A 15828-nucleotide genomic window follows, 5' to 3' on the forward strand; every position below is an offset into this window, starting at 1 on the left:
GGAGTCGCTCAGTTGATCACCAGCTCGGCTTGGAGCGCGCCGGAGCGTTTCAAGGATTGGAAAATCGCCATCATCTCGCGCGTGCTCACGCCGAGCGCGTTGAGCGCGGCGGCGAGGCGCTCGATGGAACTCGTCTCGCCGATCACGTTGAAGCTGCCCCGCGCCTCCGCGACATCGGTCTGGGTCGAGGGCGTCACCACAGTCTGGCCCTGCCCAAACGGCCCGGGCTGGGAGACGCCGAGCGTGGAGGCCACGGTGATGGTCAGGGACCCGTGGCTGATCGCGACTTTCGAGAGGCGCACCGAGGAGGTGGCGACAATCGTGCCGGTGCGCTCGTTGATGACGATGCGCGCGGTCGTGTCGGGCGCGATCTCGATCGCACCGATCTCCGCGAGAAACGCCACCTCGCTGCCCGTGTAGGCCGGCGGCACGCGCACGTCGATGGTGGCGGCGTCGCGCGGGATGGCGGCGTTGGCGTGGACGGCGTTGATCGCCGTGGCCACGCGCGAGGCGGACGTGAAATCGGGATTGTGCAACTGCAACACAAGCACGCCGTCGCTCGTGAACGTGGTCGGGATCTCGCGCTCGACGATCGCGCCGTTGCTGATGCCGCCGGTCGTCGGGTGATTGCGCTGCACGGTGGCCCCGCCCGGCCCCGATGTTCCGCCGAGAAAACCGCCCACCGCGATGGGACCCTGGGCGACCGCGTAAACCCGTCCGTCGGCGCCAAGCAGCGGCGTCTGCAACAGCACGCCGCCTTGCAGCGATTTCGCGTCGCCCATGGACGCCACCGTCACGTCGATGCGCGCGCCCGGTTTCATGAACGCGGAAATGTCGGCCGTGATCATCACGGCCGCGGTGTTCTTGGCGCGGATTTGCTGGGTCGTGACCGTGAGGCCGTGGCGCTGGAGCACATTGGCCACCGCGCGCAGGGTGGACTGCGTGTTGGAATCGCCGTCCCCCGCGAGCCCAACCACCAGACCATAGCCCACGAGCTGGTTGTCACGCCCGCCTTCCACCAAGGACAGGTCCTTGATCCGCGACGCGTGGGCCGCGGCCAGACCGGCCAGCAAAAGTGTGACAAACAAGCGGAGCATGGTGTGCAGGTTGATTAGAAGGGACGAAGTTTTTCGTAGATGCGGCTCAGCCAGCCGCGCTTCTGGGCATCGGTAAGCGCGCCTTCGCTGATGAATTCCAAATTGGTGTCCGCGACATTGCTGGAGAGAACGGTGTTGGTGCTGCTGATATCGTCACGCCTGACGACTCCATGAAGAATAATATGCTGGGTTTCGCCGGAAAATGTGATGCGCCTGGCGCCGGCGATCACGAGGTTGCCATTGGGCAGCACGTCGGTGACGACCACCGCCGCGCGCGCGGTGATCACCTGCGCGTTGTTCACCGCGCCGCCGCCGGAAAACTCGCTCGCACCGGAAAACGAGACGCCGGGAAGAGCGCCGTTGTGCGTGCCGAACTTGCTGGCCGTCGACGGATACAGGAACTGGTTGACCGCCGCGTTGGCCGACGAGTTCGAGTTTGTCTGCTTGCTCTGGGTCGAGGACTGCGCGGCGGACTCCGCCACCACGATGGTGACGATGTCGCCGATGCGCCCGGCCTTGGGGTCAGCCACCAGCGACTGCTCCCGGCTGCCCGGGGCCGTCCAGAGCGACTGGGCCGCGGCCGGCAGCGCGGCAAGGGCAAGCACGACGAGCGGGAGGAGGTTATATTTATTCATATATATAAGTGATGTCTGGATTGGCCGCAAAGCCGCGAAGGATCGCGAAAAGGGAGCCGAAAAAATGTATTTATCATTATATTAATTCTGCAGGTTTCAGAAACGCACCTCGGCCCGCGACTCGGCCACGACCCGGGCGTTGAATTCTTTTTTCGAGACGGGATTGCGGAAGCGCACGATGTCGCCCTTGCCGCCGTCCTCCATGCAAATGCCGCGCAGGACGACCTGAAACGGCCCCTCCCCCGCCGAGATTTCCGCCGTCTCGCCGCGGCGCACCAGCGGCCGCTTGGCCACGTCGCGCCACGTCAACAGCCGGCCCGACGGCACCGCGCGCGCATAAACCAGATCGGCATCGACGCCGGCCAGCACGACATCGCGCTCGCGCAACGCGTTGAACCGGCGCCGATCCAGGGCCGCGCGCTGCACGCCGCTCCCGCGCTCGGCCGGCTCGCGCGTCACCAAGCCGTCACACCATTGTTGCGCGCGCACGGCCAGCGTCTGGTCGCGCACGACGCCTTGGGCAAACTCCATCCTCACGCGCACCAGCATCTGGGGCGCGAGCGCGGAGGGATATTCCAGCACCTTGACGCCGGTCGCCGCATCCATCGCCCGCGGCGGCTGTCCCGCCCACTCCAATATCAGCTCCCCCTCGACTTCGAGATGCACCGTAAGTTCGGCCTGCATCCGCGCCAGCAAGTCCGCGCCCGCGGTTGCCTGCTCCGCCCGGAGCAGAAACAATGCGGGCAGGACGACCGGCAACAAGATGATCAACAGGCGCCGCATCACGAAAACATCCTCAACGCTTGAGCTGCGTCACCTTCTCCAGCATTTCGTCCGATGCTTGGATCGCCTTGCTGCTCACCTCGTAGGCGCGCTGGGCGACGATGAGGTTCACCATTTCCTCCACCATGTTCACATTGGACGCCTCGAGATTGTATTGGTGGATGGTGCCGAACCCCTCCTCGCCCGGCTGCCCGGTCTCGGGCGTCCCGCTGGCGCCGGACTCCTCGAACAAGTTGCCGCCCACGCTGCGCAGGCCGGCGGGGTTGGCGAAACGCGTCAGCGTGAGCCGGAAGGTCTGGTTCCCGTTCGCCGTGGTGTAGGTCACCTCGCCGCCCTCGGAAATCGTGACGTCGGTGGTGCCGGCGGGAACCGCCTCGAAACCGCTCAGCACTTGCAGTCCGTTGGCCGTGACGATCTCGCCGTTGCCGTTCACCTTGAACGATCCGTCGCGCGTGTAGGCGATGGTGCCGTCGGTTCGTTGTACCTCAAAAAAACCGTCGCCGCGGATCGCCATGTCGAACCGCTCGCCGGACTCCGTCAACTGCCCTTGCGTGAACACGCGGGCGGTGGCGGACACCCGCGAGCCGTTGCCGATCTCGATGCCCGTGGGCAGCACATTGCCTCCGCCCGTCTCCGCGCCCGCGGCGCGCGTGCGCTGGTAGAGCATGTCCTGGAATTCGATTTTGCTGCGCTTGAAGCCCGCGGTGTTCACGTTCGCGAGATTGTTCGCGATGGTGTTGAGGTTGAGCTGCTGGGCGCCCATGCCGGTGGCGGCGGAGTAGAGTGAGAGGTTCATGGTCTGGTGGGAGGGTTACAAATCTGTCCGGGGAAATTCAGGAAAAAGCCTCGATCGTTTTTCCCATGAGGTCGTCGCGGCTTTGGATCATCTTGGCATTGACCTCGTAGGCGCGGGTGATCGCGATCAGGTCCACCATCTCGCGCAGCGGCGCCACGTTGCTCATCTCGATGCGCTCCTGCAGCACGCCGGGCTCCTCGATTTCCATCGGGGCCGCACCGGGCGACGCCGCGAAATAGCCGCCCGCTCGCGGGATCAACTGGCCGGGACGGTCAAACCGGTAAATGCCCAGGCGCCCGATGATGGTCTCGTCCTGCACCACGGTGCCCTCTTTGTTGACGATCACGTTGCCACCCTCGGGTTGAAGCTCGATGGGATCGCCGCCGTCGCTCAAGACCGGGAATCCCTCGGCCGTGACCAAGGTCCGTTCGGGCGATAATTGGAAGGAGCCCGCCCGCGTATAGAGCACTTGGCCGTCGGCGCCCCGCACCGAAAAAAATCCGTCCGACTCGATCACCATGTCCAGCTCCCGGTCGGTGGGCCGGATCTCGCCCTGCTGAAAGTTCACCGAACTGGACGTTTTTGGAAAAAACGCGGACAGCATCTCGCCTGCCCCGGGCCGGGAGGCGGTGTCGGGATACAGCTCGCCGGCAAAATTCGCGCCGATCTGCACCGTGCGGCGCTTGAAGCCGGACACCTCGCTCGAAGCCAGATTCTGAGTCACCACATTCTGCCACCGCTCCAAGGCGGACAGCGACGCTGCGTTCTGATAAATGCCGACATTCATTGCTGCCGTCAAGAAAGCAGCAATAATGCCACTATCACTATTAATTGATATATAATATATTATGTAACAATATCAATTGCCTGCCTAGTATCGTCAATCATCCGGCAAAATTTGCCTCCAAGGAAAAGGCGTGGCGTGGTTGACCGTCGTGCCGCCGTCTGGGTGGATTCATGTTTCTCGCGCGGTGCGTCGTAGCGCAGCGCAGGCATCCTTGCCTGCCGTCCTTGATATCGCGCGGAGCGCGGCATTTATTGGTTTTTGGAAAAAAGAATCAGCGGCGCTTCGCGCCTTCGGTTTCGACGGCAGGCAAGGATGCCTGCGCTACGCTCGCGCTGCCGCATGAGGCCGAGTGCCGCCCTCTCTCCCGGTTTTATTTGTCCATTCCCGCTCGTTTATTGCGGGGAGGCGGACTCCTCCTGCTCGTAGACGCAGTCGATCTCGACTTTCTCTCCGCAGGCGCAGGTGACGAGGATGCGCGTCACCCGTCCATCCTCGCGCACGCATTCGACCTTGGCCTTGGCCGAGGCCGCGCATTTCTCAGCCGCCGGCGCGGGGGGCGGCTCGGGCTCGGGACGCAGCGGGACAAACACTCGGTTGCCGGTGGTCCTCAACGAGGACAATCCGGCGCTGGGGCGGTCGCTCAGGAAGGATTTCATCGCGAATTATCTGGCTTTTCCATTTTCGGCGGGCGCTGGTGGCGCGGCGGCGCCGGTTCCCGATACGGACGCCGGGGTGGAGGCGCGGCGGCGGAGCGACATGCTCAGGGTCACGCGCTGGTTCGACTCGTCCGCGGCATCGAGTCCCGGCAGCGGCTTGGTGTCGGCAAACCCGGAAACCCGCTCGATCAGGTCCGGGTTCACCGCATAATGGGTCAGGGAGCGGCGGGAGGTGTTCGCAAAGTCGGACGAGAGCTCCCAGGACGAATAATCGGGATTCGCCATCGCCACGCCCTTCCGCGTGTGCCCCTCGATCACGACGTTGAACTGGTGGCGGTCGATGATCCACGCCAGCGTCTCCATCACGAAATTGCCCCAGTCGGTGAACTCGGCGCTGTCCTCCTTGAAGAGGGGGCGCTTGCCGCGATCATACAAGGTGACCTTGAGCCCGTCCGATGTGACCTGGATCTCGATCGGCCGTTCGCCCGCCACCTCGTCGAGGTTCAGCAGGCGGTAGAGGTTGTCGGCGATTTCCTGAAGAAACTGCGTGTCGATTTTTCTTTGGTCCACCAAGCCGGTGCCCTCATCGCCCTTGTCGCCCACCTTCTCCATGCGCACGGGCCGCATCCGCTCGACCGACAGGATGCCCGCCGCGCCGTCCAGCAGCGCTTTGCGGGGCGACTGGAAATACTGCGAGGTCGCGACCACGATGCTTTCGTCCTGGGCCGAAATCCACAGCACCATGAACAAGGCCATCATCGCGGTGACAAAATCCGCGTAGGCCACTTTCCAGGCTCCGCCGCCTCCTTTGCCGGCCATATCAGGAATGCCTCCTCATAATGGTGGTCATGCCTTGCCCGGCAGGGGCAGGCTCTTCAGCGCCGCTTCCAATTCGTCCGCGAGCGGCTGGACCGAGCTTTCCAACGAACGCCGCGCGACCTCGACCGCGGTGATGGGGGCGAGCCCCTTGGCGAAACCCGCGACGGCGACCTTGATGCAGCGCAGGTATTGCATTTCGTCGAGATTGTTCATGCGCACGCGGTTGGCCAGAGGGTTGACGAAGCCGTAGGCGCTGAACACGCCCAGCAGCGTGCCGGTGAGCGCGGCGGCCACGCGCTCGCCCACGACCTCGGGGCCGTCGGCCAGCGACGCCATCGTGTTGATGATGCCCAGCACCGCCGCCACGATGCCGATGCCCGGCAGCGAGTCGCCGACGAGTTGCAGCAGATGCACCGGGTGGTCCGCCTCCTCGGCCTTTGCGCCGAGTTCGGTGGACATCAGGGATTCGAGCTGGTCGGGCTTGATGCGGCCGTCCACCACCGGGCGGAGCGCGTTGATCAAAAAATTCCGGTGCTCCTCATGCGCCAGAAAATCCGGATATTTCCTCAGGATCACGCTCTGCTCCGGGTCGGATATGTGTTCCTCGAGCGCGATGAGCCCGTTGCGCCGGCCGAGGACAAACAGTTCGTAGAGCAGTTTCAGCAGGTCAAAATACCCGTCGCGCCGCGTCTTGCGCCCGAAGACGGCGCCGACGACCTTGCGCACGATGTCCCGCCCGACGTGCGGCGGGCTGGCGATGATGAGCAGCCCCAGCGCCATGCCGAAAATAATCACGTATTCGGATATGTGCAGCAGCACCAGCACGTTGCCGCCACCGAGGGCAAAGCCGCCCAGCGTGGCCAGCATCACGATCAGAATTCCGATCAATACCATCATAGGCGTGGGTCTCCCGGCCGCTGTTGCTCAACGATCCCGGACCCTGGCCACGTAGGCGCGAAGCGCGAGCACGGCCTGCGAGTGGATCTGGCAGATCCGGGATTCCGTGAGATGAAAAACCGCGGCGATCTCGGCCAACCGCATGTTTTCAAAATAATACATGGCGAGGACACGCTTCTGTATATCGGGCAATTCTGTCATTCGTTGAGCGATAAGTTGTTTCAGCTCGTCTTTCTCCATCGTGTCGCGCGCGAGCGTACCGTTTTTGTCCGGGATGATGTCGTGCAGCGACTCCCCGTTGTCCATCGGCTGGTCAATCGCCACAAAGGTCACGGGGCTCGATTCCTCCAGCCAGCGCGCGTAGTTTTTCGCCGACAGGCCGAGGTGTTCGCGCACCTCCTCGTCGGTCGCGGGACGCCCGTGCCGCTGCTCCAGCTCGGCGATCGCCTCCTTGATCTTGCGGGCCTTCACGCGGGCGCGGCGCGGGCACCAGTCGAGCCGGCGCAGTTCGTCGAGCACCGCGCCCCGGATGCGCAGCGACGCGTAGGCGGAAAACAGGCTGCCCTGCTCTGGATTGAAGCGGCGGAGCGCCGCCATCAACCCGATCACGCCCACGCTGTAGAGGTCCGCCACGTCCACATGCGCGGGCAGGTTGACCTTGATGCGATCCACCACGTTGCGGACCAGCGGCAGGTGGCGCTCGATGAGCCCGGTGTCGTCGCCGCTCCCATCCTGATACGCACGCCAGGCGGTGGAGACCGGGCGCGCCGGCGCGACTTTCTCTTCGGTGGGTTGTTCTGGAAGCGCGGTGAGCATGATGAAAAAAATCAGCGATGGGCGGCGGGTGCGGAGGCGGCGCGCGGCGCGGAGACGGCCGGCCGGCGCGGAAGCGCGCCGGGGCCGCCCGCCGGGCGGGCGCAGGCGGGGGCGGCGCCGGGGGCTTGGCGGCGCGGGCGGCTTGTTTTTCGTCGATCAACTGCCGCGCGGATTTGGCGGCCAGTCCCATCCACCAGCGCCCGATCAGGGCCGACGCGAGGCAACCGATCGCGGCATCCCGCAACACCACGTCAACCGCGCGTCCTGCATAAATCCCCGTGGCCAAAACCAGGGAAAACCCGATGAATCCGAATAAAAGAAAGGCTGCTCTCATTGGTGGTCGTTCCCTTCACGAGGCCGGAAGCGTCCGCTCCAGCATGGCCTCGATCACGTTCTCCGTGATGCCGGGCGCCCATCCCGCGCTTGCCGTCAGGAAGAGAGGCGCGAGTCCCTCGCCCAGCAACACCTCCCAGAGCCCCGGCCAGCACGACACCTCGTCGAGGTGCGTGAGCACCACATGCGTGGCGCCCAGGGCGCGCCCGGCCTTGCAGGCGGCTAGCAGCGATTTGTCCGCATAGGCGGCGTTCAGCACCAGCACCCGGCCGGTGATTTCCTCGCGCTCGAGGAAATCGCGCATCCGCGCGTTTGCCTCCGGGTCGGCGCTGATCGGGGGCGGATCGACATAGACGAAATCCCCGCCCGCCGGCGATGCCTCGCTCCCGTGCCGCACCAGCGGAATCCGCAGTTGCTCGCAACAGGCGGAAAGCGCCGGCGACACCGGGCCGGCATCCGGTTCCATCCACCACACCACGCCCAGCCGTCCGTGGCGGACGACTTCGCGATGCAGCCACCTGCACAACGCCGTGGTTTTTCCCGCGCCGGGCCCGCCCAGAAATGCCGTGCGCGCCGGCAGACTGCGGCCGCGATGCGCGGCCCCCAGACGGCACAAATCATCCCGCATCAACCCGAAGGATTCCGCGAGCGGCAGGTTGTCCGCGATGCCCGACCAGAACGGCAGCGACTCCATCTGCCGCAACGCCGCCTGCGAAACGCCGCGTCCGCGCAACCAGTCCGCCAAGGCCGGCGCGCCCGCCTCCGGTCCGCCCGCATCCGAAATCATCACCCCGCCGGACTGGAATCCCGCGACGGCGGGAATCCGGGTCGCGGCCTCGGAGGAGCCCGCCCGGCCTTCGAGCGGCGGCACTTCCGCGATCACCTCGATCCGGGACGCGCCGAGAAAACGCTGCCAGCCGCGCACCGGCACGGAGCGCACGGAGACCACTTTCGCCCGCTCGCCCAACTGCTGGCGGATCGCGCCGGCCGCCGCCTCGGCCGACCTCGCCACCAGGCGGAAGGTGCCGGACCTGAAATCGTTTGTTTTGTCCGCGCTCTTGTTCATGGTTTCACGTGGCCTTGGTTTCGGCCCGGGCGACGCCGGCCGGCAAAGTGATGGTGCCCGCGCTCTCGATGTCGCAGCCGGCGGGAATTTCCTGGTAAGCCAGCACGGTCAGGCGCGGGAAGGACGGCTCCAGGAAGCGTCGCAGCGCCAGGCGCAAATCCGCGCCAACCACGAGCACGGCCGGCTGTCCCGCCTCCAGAAAGGGCTTGGACTTCGACATCACCTCGGCGAGCAGATGCCGCCCCACCGAGGCGTCGAGGGCCAGGCTGATGTCCCCGGGCGCGCGGTGGATCTTCGAGATCAGGAGCTGCTCCATGCGCGGGTCCATCGTCACCGCCCGGACCACGCCGGGGCGGCTCTCGTATTCATGGACAAAATACATGCCTAGGTTGCGGCGCACCAGCTCGCTCAACTCGTCCGGATTTTTCGTGACCGGCGCGAAATCGGCGACGCCCTCCAGAATCACGGGCAGGTTCAGGATCGGCACGCTTTCCCGCAGCAGATTCTGCAGCACGCGCTGGATGATGCCCAAGTTGACGAGGTCCGGCAGCAGTTCCGCCACCAGCGCCGGGTGCGTCGTCTTGATATGGTCGACCAGACCCTGCACGTCCTGGCGCCCGAGCAGATGATGCGCCGCCCCCTTCAGCGCCTCGGTCAAATGCGTGACGATCACCGACGCGGCATCGACGACCGTGTAGCCGTTGATCTCGGCAGTGGTGCGCTCGCTCTCGGGCACCCACACCGCGTCGATGCCGAAGACCGGCTCCTTGCAGGACTTGCCCCGCAGCTTCACCTGCGAGCCGCTCACGTTCATGGCGAGCCATTCGCCGACCGAGACCGTGCCGCCCGCAAGCACGCGGCCGCGCAGGAGGAAACGGTAGGCGTTGCTCTCCAGCTCCAGATTGTCCCGCACCGAGATCGGCGGGACCACGAGCCCGCGGTCGCGCGCCAGCGTCTTGCGCGCGCCCGTGATGCGCGCCAGCAGGTCGCCGCCCTGCTTCGCGTCCGCCAGCGGGAGCAACCCGTAGCCCACCTCGACCGCGAACAAGTCCACGTCGGTCAGCTTGCGAATGTCCTCCGCCCCGCCGCCGGGCCTTGCGCCGCCGGCAGGCGCGCTTCCTCCGGCGGGGGACGATTCGCCGCCGGCCGCGTCCTTGGCCGCCCCCTTGAACGGCTTTTCCCCGCCCTCGCCCGCCAGCCGGGGAATGCTGCGCGCCACATAAAACAACAAGCCGCCCAGCAGCGCGAACGGCCAGAAGGGCATGCCGGGAATCAACCCGAAAACCATCATCATCCCGCCGACCACCTGCAACGCGCGCGGATAACGCAGCAACTGCCGGCCGACCTGCGCGCCGAGGTTCTCGTCCTCCGCCGCGCGCGTGACGAGCAGGCCCGCCGCCACCGACACGATCAGCGCCGGGATTTGCGCGACCAGACCGTCGCCGATCGAAAGCAGGGTGAACTTCGTCAGCGACTCCGTCAGCGTCAGGTCCATCTGGAAAACGCCGATGGCAAAACCGCCGATCACGTTGACCAGCGTGATGAGGATGCCGGCGATGGCGTCGCCGCGCACGAACTTCGACGCGCCGTCCATCGCGCCGTAGAAATCGGCCTCCTTCTGGATCTTGGTCCGCCGCGCCGTGGCCGCCGCCTCGTCGATGATGCCGGCGTTGAGCTCGGCGTCGATCGCCATCTGCTTTCCCGGCAGCGCGTCGAGCGTGAAGCGCGCGCTCACCTCCGCGATGCGCCCCGCGCCCTTGGTGATGACCACGAAGTTGATCACCACCAGGATCACGAACACCACGAAGCCGACGATGTAGTTGCCCTGAATGACAAAGTGGCCAAACGAATCGATGATCCCGCCCGCGTAGCCCTTGGTCAGGATCAGGCGCGTCGAGCAGATGTTGAGGGCGAGGCGATACAGCGTCAGCCCGAGCAGGATGGTGGGAAACCCGGAAAACTCCGCCGGCGCGCGCACGTAGATGATCACCAGCAGCACCAGCAGCGACATCGTGATGCTGACCGCCAGCAGCATGTCCAGCACGAAGGGCGGCACCGGCACGATCAGCATCAGCACGGTGGCGAACAGCGCCCCGATGAAAATCAGGTCGGCCTGGCGCAGCAGACTGCTGCCGGAGGCGGGATTCACTGCGGCGGAAGTCGAGGCGATCATGGCGTCAGGCGATGCCTCCCATTTCCGCGCGGCGCGCCTTCAGCCGGAAAAAGTAATACCGGTGCGTGCGGTAAACCATCACCAGGATCGCCGCCACCGCCTTGTAGAGCGAGACCGGGATCGGCTCGCCCACCACGCCCGTGCCGTGCAGCAGCTTCGCCACCGCACGGTCCTCCACCATCGGCACGCCGTGCTCGGCCGCGATCGCCTTGATGCGCATGGCCAGCCGGTTCTCGCCCTTGGCCAGCACCACCGGTGCGGAATCCACGCCGCGCTCGTATTTGAGCGCCACGGCGTAGTGCGTCGGGTTGGTCACCACCACGTCCGCCGTCGGCACCGCCGCGAGCATCTGGCGCTGCATCAGGCGGCGCGCCATCCGGCGCATCGCCGACTTCACGAGCGCGTCGCCCTCGGACTGGCGGCGCTCCTCCTTGAGCTCCTGCCGCGTCATCATCAGCTCGCGGTAGGTCTTGTATCGCTCGTATGAATACGCGATGGCCGCGATGACCGACATCGCGAGCAGCAGCCGGGCCAGCAGGGCCAGCGCGCTCTCGAAAATAAAACTGCCCAGGTAGGGCGTCTCGACCGGCGTGCTGAACAACGGGTCGCCGAGCAGCGTCCGCGCCGCCAGCCAGAGACTCACGCCGATCGCCGTCACCTTCAGGAAATCAATCGCGCCGTGCGTCAGCGTCCGCTTGGAAAACACCCGCTGGAAACCCTCGACCGGATTCAGCCGCTCGGGCTTCACGCCAAACGCCTTGGGCGTCAGTTGAAATCCCGTCTGGAGCCCGCCCGACATCAGCGCCGCCACGATGCCGGCCACCAGCACCGGCCCGAGCGCGCCGGCCAGCACCAGCCCGGCCTGCGCGAACTGCACCGGCACCACGCCCGGCTCGATGCGGATGAGATGGATGTGCCCGAAAATGCCGGCGCCAAACTCGGCCACCCGCCGCGCCCCCTCGCCCGCCGACAGCGAAAGCGCCCCGAACGCCGCGGCCAGCATGAACACGACGCCGAGCTCGGGCGACTTGGCGAACTGCCCGCGCTCGTGCGCGTCGTTCAGCCGCTTCTCGGAAGGAAGCTCGGTTTTTTGATCCTGATCGTGTTCGGCCATGCGGGAAGGTCGATATACGCAGGGTTAATGCCAAACCGCTTTTGTGTTACATAAAATATTGTTTATCAATTAATAACAAATTATATGGCCGCATATCATGCGTAGGGAAATTCGGGGCGACGCTTCGTGGCCGGTTTCACGGCAATTTTTGCCGGTCACTGCCGGCCCACCAATTCGAGCATCCACCACGGCAGGTTGTCGTTCCTGCGACGGCGTCGGCACGTCGAAACCCGGCGCGGCCATCAGGCCGAGCTCGTTGGCCATCATGCGTCCGCCCACTTCCGCGCCCGTGATGATCGTCCGCCCGACAAAGCCCAGCGCAAAGCCCAGCAGCAACTCGGCCACGACCGCCGTGACTAGTTGCCCCCAGCTTTCCAGCCGCGGCGTGGCTGTCCCGGCCAGCGGCCCCGCGACCAGGGTCGCGATCATCATCGAGCAGGCCACCCGCAGCGTCGGCGGCAGGGAGCGCCCCCCGGGGGCCGGCAGCAGCATCACGATCCCCGTGGCGCGCAGCCCGGTCATCAACCACAGCACGATCCAGTCGAATGACATCGGTTGCACCGGGCGTATCCTAAATTTGGTGACAATGCGGGGCGCCCGTCATCCCGCCACGATCGCCATGCGGGTGATGCACGAGGACGCGAATTCCGTCAGCGCCCGCAGCAGCCACGGCGCCAGCACGATCAACAACAGCGCGAGCCCGAGTATCTTCGGGCCGAAGGTGAGCGTCTGCTCCTGGATGCTCGTCACCGACTGCGCCAGGCTGGTCAGCAGGCCGATCAGCAGCATCAGCACGATAAACGGCGACGTCACGTAGAGCGCGAACAGCACCACTTGTTTCAAAAGATCAATCGCAGCCTCGGCATTCATGGGAAGATAGGTTCAGGAATTCACGGAGTTCACATTCGGAAGCTCTCCACCAGGCTGCGCACCACCAGATACCAGCCGTCCACGACGACAAACAACAGTATCTTGAAAGGCAGCGACACGATCGCCGGCGGCATCATCATCATGCCGAGCGACATGAGCACCGACGAGACCAGCAGGTCGATGACCAGGAAGGGCATGAACAACAAAAATCCCATCTGAAACGCGGTCTGCAGCTCGCTCACCACAAACGCCGGCACGATCACGCGCATCGGCAGCTCGTTCACCCGCGTCGGCGGGAACCGGCCCAGTTGGAGAAAAAACTCCAGGTCCCGCGCCCGCGTCTGCCGCAGCATGAACTCCCGCGCGGGCTCGGCCGCCGCCTTCAGCGCCTCGGTCGAGGTGATGGTGCCCGCCAGATACGGCTGCAGCGCGTTCTCGTTCGCCCGCTGGAAAACCGGCGCCATGATGAACAGCGTGAGAAAAAGCGAGAGCCCGATGACGATCTGGTTGGCCGGGGCGTTCGCCACGCCGAGCGCGGTGCGCACCAGCCCCAGCACGATCACGATGCGGGTGAAACTCGTCATGAGCATGATCAGCGACGGCGCCAGCGTCAGCAGCGTCATGACGATCACGATCTGGATCCCCACGCCGATGTCGCCGGAAGCCTCCGCTCCGTCCAGGCCGATCACCAGGCGGGGGCCTCTGGCCGCCGCCGGGGCGCCGCCCGGGGCCGGGGCGGTCTGCGCCCCGGCCAGCGCGGCCAGCCAGAACAACAGCGCCGCCGCCAAAAGCCATCGCCAGCAACGCGGCGGCCGCGGGAAAGCCCGGGCCGAAACAGCCGCGACCTGTGTATTCGAAATCACGATACGTCCTTTTTTTCTTCCGCCGCCGGATCGCCGTCCAGCCGGGCGACCAAGCCGATGCCGCCGGGCGTCACGCCGACGAGGAAACGCTGCCGGTCGCACACCACCACCGCCAGGTACTGCCGGTTGCCCAGCGCGCGCGTGCCCTCGATCTGGATGCGGCCGGCCAGCTTGCCGGCGGGGGTTGCGCGCCGCCGCGACCACAGGAACATCCAGCCCGCGCCGCCGCCGATCAGCAAGGCGATCACCAGCCAGAACGAGCCGCCGCCGCCCGGCCTGTCCTCAAACAGACGCGGCATGTGCGAGTCGCGCGGGGTCAAAACCATGTCGCCGGGCAATTCGCCCGGCTGCGTCGCCGGAGAAGGCCCGGCGTCAAGGGGCTGCGCCGCCTCCAATGCGGCGCAGCCCGCGATAGCTACCATTAGCAGCCAGCCAATGACGCTGGAAATTGACGCGCGCGGGCGCGCAAAACCGGGCGGACGCGCACTCCTCATGCAGGAGTCCCCTGCCCGGCCGCCTCCACCGGGGCGAGCCCCACCAGTTCGGTGATCTTGATGCCAAAGTTTTCCTCCACCACCACGACCTCGCCGAAGGCGATCAGCTTGCCGTTCACGTAGAGACCGACCGGGTCGATCGCCCTTTGCGTGAGCTGCACCACGGCGCCGGGCGACAGCGCCAGCACCTCGCGCATGGACAACTGGCAGGACCCCAGCTGCACGGTTACCTTCACCTTTACGTCCAGAACCAGATCGCCGTCTCTTCCATAAGCGGGGCTTCGGTCCAGCGAAAAGCGGTTGTTTGATTTTTACGGCCTGGTATTTCGATGCCCACGGTGCCGACGAATTTTTCGGTGTTCTCCAGCAAGAGGCGCGTGTCGCCGAGGATCTCGGCCGGAAGTCGAGCACGTCGCCCACGCGCAGGCTCCAATTCGCGCAGCGGCATCTCCCATGCGTTCCACTGCGCCGCACGTCCATCCACGGCGCCGGGCGACAGCGCCAGCACCTCGCGCATGGACAACTGGCAGGACCCCAGCTGCACGGTTACCTTCACCTTTACGTCCAGAACCAGATCAAGCGTCTTGTCTTCCATAAGCGGGGGCTTCGGCCGTATCCGAAGTGAAAAGCGGTTGTTTGATTTTTACGGCCACGTGGTCGCCTTCGATGCCCACGGTGCCGACGAATTTTTCGGTGTTCTCCAGCAAGAGGCGCGTGTCGCCGAGGATCTCGGCCGGAAGCTCGAGCACGTCGCCCACGCGCAGGCTCAGCAATTCGCGCAGCGGCATCTCCCATGCGTTCCACTGCGCCCGCACGTCCATCGCGATGTCCTCGCAGGCGGGTTTCCACTCCGTCTTTTTCGCCACGCCGCCGGAGGACGCCTCGCGCTGCCGCCGCGCCTGCATGCTGCGCACCATCGGCTCGATCGTGTAATACGGGATCCCGAGCTGCAACTGCTCCGCGCAGTCGCCGAAGTTCATTTCCAGCGCGAGCGCCAGCACGATGGCGTCGCGCGGCGAGGTCTGCAAAAACCGGCCGTTGTTCTCATGGCCCACGATCTGGGGCCGGAACGACTGCTCCGCCTTCCATTGCCCGCACCATTCCTCCAGCACGATGAGGATGATGTCCTCCAGCAGCGCGATCTCGATCTCCGTCAGGTAGCGTTCCGCCTTCACGGAATGCCCGCGGCCGCCGAGCATCCGGTCCACCAGCGTCAGGGCGAGGCGAGGGTTGATGTCGAGCACGCCGATGCCGCGCAAGGGCTCGGCCTTGAACAGGCAGATGTGCGTCGGGCTCGGCAGCGACTCGGTGAACTTCGAGTAGCTCAGGGTCGTGAGCCGCGCCATTTTCAGGCCGCACTCCATGCGCAGGAACAGGGACAGCCGCGCGCTCAGGTAGCGGATGAAATCCTCGTGCAGCAGCCGCAGCCGGCGCAGTTCCACCTCGGTCAGGAAAACCGGGTTGCGGAAATCGTAGGCCTCGATGCGGAATTTCGCGTTGGGCGCCGCGCGCCGTCCGTCGGAGCAAAATACCGGCGGCTTTTCCGCCTCGGTGGTTTGCGCCAGCAGACGGTCAATCTCGCTCTGGTCCAGCGCATCTATCGGGCCGTTGTGTGGGTCCTCTGCCATC

General features: G+C 65.5%; 19 protein-coding genes. All 19 read right to left on the reverse strand.

The genetic code is table 11. From position 1 onward, the window contains the following. Positions 1 to 8 precede the first annotated feature (8 nt). Entirely contained in the window at positions 9 to 1097 is a 1089-nt protein-coding gene (locus OH491_RS10925; RefSeq protein WP_068771378.1) for a flagellar basal body P-ring protein FlgI, read from the reverse strand. 14 nt (positions 1098 to 1111) lie between these two features. Further along, positions 1112 to 1732: a flagellar basal body L-ring protein FlgH gene (locus OH491_RS10930; protein ID WP_068771377.1), complete on the reverse strand. Its 621-nt coding sequence runs from the start codon at positions 1730 to 1732 to the stop codon at positions 1112 to 1114. A 96-nt stretch (positions 1733 to 1828) separates the two neighbouring features. Continuing rightward, a complete protein-coding gene (gene flgA / locus OH491_RS10935; RefSeq protein WP_068771376.1) occupies positions 1829 to 2515 on the reverse strand; it encodes a flagellar basal body P-ring formation chaperone FlgA in 687 nt (228 codons plus the stop codon). 13 nt (positions 2516 to 2528) lie between these two features. After that, complete coding sequence (gene flgG, locus OH491_RS10940; RefSeq protein ID WP_068771375.1) at positions 2529 to 3311, reverse strand: flagellar basal-body rod protein FlgG; 783 nt, start codon at positions 3309 to 3311, stop codon at positions 2529 to 2531. A 37-nt stretch (positions 3312 to 3348) separates the two neighbouring features. Further along, complete coding sequence (locus tag OH491_RS10945) at positions 3349 to 4098, reverse strand: flagellar hook-basal body protein (protein WP_068771374.1); 750 nt, start codon at positions 4096 to 4098, stop codon at positions 3349 to 3351. A gap of 392 nt (positions 4099 to 4490) precedes the next feature. Continuing rightward, entirely contained in the window at positions 4491 to 4754 is a 264-nt protein-coding gene (locus OH491_RS10950) for a hypothetical protein (RefSeq protein ID WP_068771373.1), read from the reverse strand. 6 nt (positions 4755 to 4760) lie between these two features. Beyond that, a complete protein-coding gene (locus OH491_RS10955; RefSeq protein WP_068771372.1) occupies positions 4761 to 5573 on the reverse strand; it encodes a flagellar motor protein MotB in 813 nt (270 codons plus the stop codon). 27 nt (positions 5574 to 5600) lie between these two features. Next, the gene (locus tag OH491_RS10960) at positions 5601 to 6470 is read right to left on the reverse strand and encodes a motility-associated protein (RefSeq protein WP_068771371.1); all 870 of its coding nucleotides are present in this window, start codon (positions 6468 to 6470) and stop codon (positions 5601 to 5603) included. A gap of 27 nt (positions 6471 to 6497) precedes the next feature. Then, positions 6498 to 7286, reverse strand: a complete 789-nt coding sequence (locus OH491_RS10965) for a sigma-70 family RNA polymerase sigma factor (protein WP_084442375.1) — start codon at positions 7284 to 7286, stop codon at positions 6498 to 6500. Positions 7287 to 7635: 349 nt separating this feature from the next. Further along, entirely contained in the window at positions 7636 to 8685 is a 1050-nt protein-coding gene (locus OH491_RS10970) for a hypothetical protein (protein WP_068771369.1), read from the reverse strand. Positions 8686 to 8689: 4 nt separating this feature from the next. Beyond that, on the reverse strand, positions 8690 to 10858 hold the full coding sequence (flhA, locus tag OH491_RS10975) for a flagellar biosynthesis protein FlhA (protein WP_068771368.1): 2169 nt from the start codon (positions 10856 to 10858) through the stop codon (positions 8690 to 8692). 4 nt (positions 10859 to 10862) lie between these two features. Further along, entirely contained in the window at positions 10863 to 11972 is a 1110-nt protein-coding gene (locus OH491_RS10980) for an EscU/YscU/HrcU family type III secretion system export apparatus switch protein (protein WP_068771367.1), read from the reverse strand. A gap of 69 nt (positions 11973 to 12041) precedes the next feature. Then, a complete protein-coding gene (locus tag OH491_RS10985; protein ID WP_342751017.1) occupies positions 12042 to 12524 on the reverse strand; it encodes a flagellar biosynthetic protein FliR in 483 nt (160 codons plus the stop codon). A 48-nt stretch (positions 12525 to 12572) separates the two neighbouring features. Beyond that, positions 12573 to 12842: a flagellar biosynthetic protein FliQ gene (locus OH491_RS10990; RefSeq protein WP_068771365.1), complete on the reverse strand. Its 270-nt coding sequence runs from the start codon at positions 12840 to 12842 to the stop codon at positions 12573 to 12575. A gap of 29 nt (positions 12843 to 12871) precedes the next feature. Then, positions 12872 to 13618 (reverse strand): flagellar type III secretion system pore protein FliP, encoded by a 747-nt coding sequence (gene fliP / locus OH491_RS10995; protein WP_425429199.1) that lies wholly within the window; start codon positions 13616 to 13618, stop codon positions 12872 to 12874. Between the two features lie 83 nt (positions 13619 to 13701). Beyond that, positions 13702 to 14199 carry a FliO/MopB family protein gene (locus OH491_RS11000; protein WP_084442374.1) on the reverse strand — a complete coding sequence of 166 codons (498 nt, stop codon included), beginning with the start codon at positions 14197 to 14199 and terminating at the stop codon, positions 13702 to 13704. Continuing rightward, entirely contained in the window at positions 14196 to 14423 is a 228-nt protein-coding gene (locus OH491_RS11005) for a FliM/FliN family flagellar motor switch protein (protein ID WP_342751018.1), read from the reverse strand. The genes OH491_RS11000 and OH491_RS11005 overlap by 4 nt, the downstream gene beginning before the upstream one ends. A gap of 14 nt (positions 14424 to 14437) precedes the next feature. Continuing rightward, a complete protein-coding gene (locus OH491_RS11010) occupies positions 14438 to 14794 on the reverse strand; it encodes a FliM/FliN family flagellar motor switch protein (RefSeq protein ID WP_342751019.1) in 357 nt (118 codons plus the stop codon). After that, positions 14775 to 15827 (reverse strand): flagellar motor switch protein FliM, encoded by a 1053-nt coding sequence (locus OH491_RS11015; RefSeq protein WP_068771361.1) that lies wholly within the window; start codon positions 15825 to 15827, stop codon positions 14775 to 14777. The genes OH491_RS11010 and OH491_RS11015 overlap by 20 nt, the downstream gene beginning before the upstream one ends. Position 15828: the final 1 nt, after the last annotated feature.

Origin of the sequence: Termitidicoccus mucosus (genome assembly GCF_038725785.1) — a bacterium.
GTDB classification, from domain to species: domain Bacteria; phylum Verrucomicrobiota; class Verrucomicrobiia; order Opitutales; family Opitutaceae; genus Termitidicoccus; species Termitidicoccus mucosus.